The sequence below is a fragment of the endosymbiont of Riftia pachyptila (vent Ph05) genome, from assembly GCF_000224455.1.
In the GTDB taxonomy this organism is placed as follows: Bacteria; Pseudomonadota; Gammaproteobacteria; order Chromatiales; family Chromatiaceae; genus Endoriftia; species Endoriftia persephonae.
Genome location: NZ_AFOC01000170.1, coordinates 1 through 3,516, shown reverse-complemented (window position 1 = coordinate 3,516; position 3,516 = coordinate 1). Strand labels below are relative to the sequence as shown.

General features: G+C 56.9%; 2 protein-coding genes and 1 pseudogene. 1 reads left to right on the top strand and 2 read right to left on the bottom strand.

The window, feature by feature from the left end; translation table 11 throughout:
• The coding region (locus RIFP1SYM_RS16010) for an immunoglobulin-like domain-containing protein (RefSeq protein ID WP_139042188.1) at positions 1 to 1,579 on the bottom strand (1,579 nt) is incomplete at its 3' end.
• Positions 1,580 to 2,341: 762 nt separating this feature from the next.
• Between RIFP1SYM_RS16010 and RIFP1SYM_RS16005 the strand changes: the two genes are divergently transcribed.
• Positions 2,342 to 2,869 carry a low molecular weight protein-tyrosine-phosphatase gene (locus RIFP1SYM_RS16005; RefSeq protein WP_006474711.1) on the top strand — a complete coding sequence of 176 codons (528 nt, stop codon included), beginning with the start codon at positions 2,342 to 2,344 and terminating at the stop codon, positions 2,867 to 2,869.
• An 80-nt stretch (positions 2,870 to 2,949) separates the two neighbouring features.
• Here RIFP1SYM_RS16005 and RIFP1SYM_RS16000 read toward each other — a convergent pair.
• Positions 2,950 to 3,516: pseudogene (locus tag RIFP1SYM_RS16000) on the bottom strand (ribonuclease E/G); the annotation flags it as partial.

Below are 3,516 nucleotides of genomic sequence, written 5' to 3'. Positions count from 1 at the left end.
GGCTGATCACCGGTGCGGTGGTGTCGACGACGTTGACGGTGCGGGTGACCGTAGTGGCGGCGTTGCCCGCGGTATCGGAGACGTTGTAGGTCAGGGTGTAGGTGCCGACAGCCGTCGGGTCCACCGAGCCGCTGGTTACGACCCTTGCGCTGATGTCTCCGTCCACATTGTCGTTAGCGCTGAAGCCGGGGTCGGTGTAGGTGGCGGCAGCGCTGCCCTCGATGGTCTGTGGATTATCGCCCGTCAGGGTAATGGTCGGCGGGGTTGAGGCCAGCACCGTGACGGTGCGGGTCACCTGGGTGGCGGCGTTGCCTGCGGCATCCGTTACATCGTAGGTCAGGGTGTAAGTGCCAGGGGTGGTGGCGTCGACACTGCCGCTGGTTTGGATCGAGGCAGTAAGATCACCGTCGATGTTGTCGTTGGCGGTGGCGCCAGGGTCGCTGTAGGGCGTCGGGCCTGCCTCCAGGGTGACCGAAGCCTCACCGCTGAGGGTGATCACTGGTGCGGCGGCGGCCTGGATGGTGACGGTGCGGGTCACCTGCGCGGCGGCATTTCCAGAGGTGTCTGTTACGTCATAGGTGACGGTGTAGCTACCGGCGGTGGTGGCATCGACCGGGTTATTGATAAGGATGTTGGCGGTGATGTCGCCGTCGATGTTGTCGCTGGCAGTGGCACCGGCATCCGTATAGGCGACGCTGCCAGCCTCTCGCGTCACCGTGGCATCCCCGAGCAGGGTGATGCTGGGTGGGGTCGCGGCAATCACATTGACCGTACGGGTGACGGGTATTGCGGGGTTACCGGAGGAATCGCTGACATTGTAGGTGAGGGTGTAGCTGCCGGGGGTGTTGGTGTCGACTGTGCCGCTTATGAGCACAGGGGTGATGTCGCCATCCAGAGCATCGATGGCGGTCACACCTGGATCGATGTACTCGGTGGGGCCGGTCTCCCAGGTGTGTGGGTTAGGCGCGTTGACGCTGATGATCGGCGGGGTCAGGTCGGCGGTGACGTTGATTGTGCGGGTCACCTGGGTGGCGGCATTGCCTGCAGCATCGGTGACACTGTAGGTCAGGGTGTAGGAGCCGACGGTGGAGGTGTCGACGCTGCCGCTGATGTTGACGCTGGCACTGATGTCACCATCGAAGCTGTCGTCGGCAGAGACGCCTGGCTCGGTGAAGGGTGTGGCGCTTGCCTCCAGGGTGATGACGCTGTCGCCGGCCAGGGTGATGGTCGGCGCTGCGGCTGCCACCACAGTTACGGTGCGGGTCACCTGGGTGGCGGCATTGCTGGCGGCGTCTGTCACGTTGTAAGTGACCGTGTAGGTACCAGGAGTGGTGGGGTCGACCGGGTTGTTGACAGTGATGTTGGCGGTTATGTTGCCGTCTGTGTCATCGGTAGCGGTGGCGCCAGCGTCAGTGTAGGTGGCAGTTGGTCCCGCCTCTAAAATGACGGTAGCATCGCCGCTCCGGCTGATGGTGGGTGGTGTGGTGTCGGGGGTTGTCCCCCCTCCGCCGCCACAGCCAGATAGTAGCCCGCTGACGGCCACCCCCAATAAGAGCACTCGCTGATTAGGATAAAACATCGCTTCAATTTCCCCGCTGAATTAACTGAATCTGTGCCTGTCTTTTGTTTTTGTTGTCCAAGCCTGGAAGTAACAGGAGACAGGAGCAATAGCGCCTATCGCGCCAGTTGCTTGGTCGAAAAATGGCGTCCATGTTGCCTTTTGTTCCTAATTACTTCAATGGAATTGTGGCTAAACTCTCCTTTTCCGCGGGGACGGTCAACAAGCTCAAGATAAAAAAATTTTGTATCGTGATTTTATTCACACCTTGAAGAAAAATCGGTGTTGCTTAATTAGGAATTTTTATCTTTAGGGCATAATGTCCGATTTCAGGCAGGGTGCGCAGACAGTTATCTGTTAGATGGGATCTGCGCTTGGGTTTAGTCTAGGCAGATCCGCTTCTGGTGCGGATTGATACGCCGAACAGAAACGATAATTGCATGAAAAATATAGAAATAGTTTCGATTATCGAGGCATTGATCGAATTGCCGGTGTGGCTGTAAGAGGTTGGTTTTTCGTCTTAGGTTAGTGCCGGCTCCGGGTGCCGCTCAGCGATCATGATAGAAGGGCGAATTTCGCTGATTGACCCTCTCCTGCGCTAGCATCGTTGTTTAATCTTTGCCAACATGGCCTTGGTTGATCGGCCGGGATCCGGCTGACAAGGACAGGATGTTGGGAGCTGGATGGATTGCTTCAGCGATTCGTTCGGGATGCTGATCAAAGAACAGAAGAAATATTAATATGGATATTCGAGCGCTGAATTACTACAGGGGCCAGATACAGATGAACCAGAGTGAGCCGGTTCGGGTGTTGTTTGTTTGCATGGGCAATATTTGCCGATCACCCACCGCGCAGGGTGTCTTTCGCTCTCTAGTTGAGAAGGAGGGGCTCTCGGAAAATATCCAGACGGACTCTGCCGGTACCATCGGTATCCATGCCGGGGAACAACCTGATCGCCGTGCTCGCAGCGTTGCCAAACAGCGTGGTGTTGATCTGAGCGACCTTAGGGGGCGACAGGTTTCAAGCAGCGACTTTGAGAAGTTCGACTATGTGATCGCGATGGATCGTTTAAATTACAACGATCTAACTTCAGTCTGCCCCCGGGGATCGGAAGAGAAGCTTCATCTGCTGATGGATTTTGCCTCTCATGTGGGGGTGCAGGAGGTGCCTGACCCCTATTATGGTGGGGCTGCTGGTTTTGAGCGGGTCTTTGATCTGATCGAGACGGCGTCTGAAGGGCTGTTGCAGATGATTCGCGAGAAGCATCTGCTGGACGGTACGGCAAAGGATCCCCGCACTCGCTGCCAGTAGCTGAATCGCTGTGCGTAACACAGCGCCTCTGGTTTCCAAACAACAGACCGGTCATCCCTGACCGGATTGTCTTTTCTTAGTTACCCACCATCACTGCCTTTTTTCGGGGCAGGTTTTTCCTTGCTCTGATCGGACGTTGCTGGCTTTTTGGTCTCTATCTGCACCAGTTTGGGACCGGCCTCTGCAAGTTTTGTTTTGGGTGCCGCGGCGGTCTGCCGAGTGGCGGCTTTTTCGGGTGTCGGCGTGTCTGCTTTTTGGCTGGCTGCCGGTTTGGTCGAACGACTGGCAGCTGCTTTTTCAATCGTCGGCATGTCTGCTTTTTGACTGGCCGCCGGTTTGGTCGAGCGATTGGTCGCTGCTTTTTCAGACGTGCCAGGGGCGTTATCTGCCGCTGTAGAGGGCGCTTTTTGAGGCTTCTTCTGCACCGACGGCTTGGGCCGATCAGCAGTGCTCTTCTGCGGGGCCTCAGCCGAAGATGTGTTGGCCGGTGATGGCTTTTCTGCCACAGCCGGCTTATCTGCTTGCGGCGCTTCAGTTGGCTTCTGTGGCTTTTTGGCTGCCGGTTTTTGCGGTTTGTCCGGGGCTTTTTCTGGCTTGGTTGTTACATCCTTTTGTTTCTCATCACCGCGCTTCTTAGCGGGCTTTTC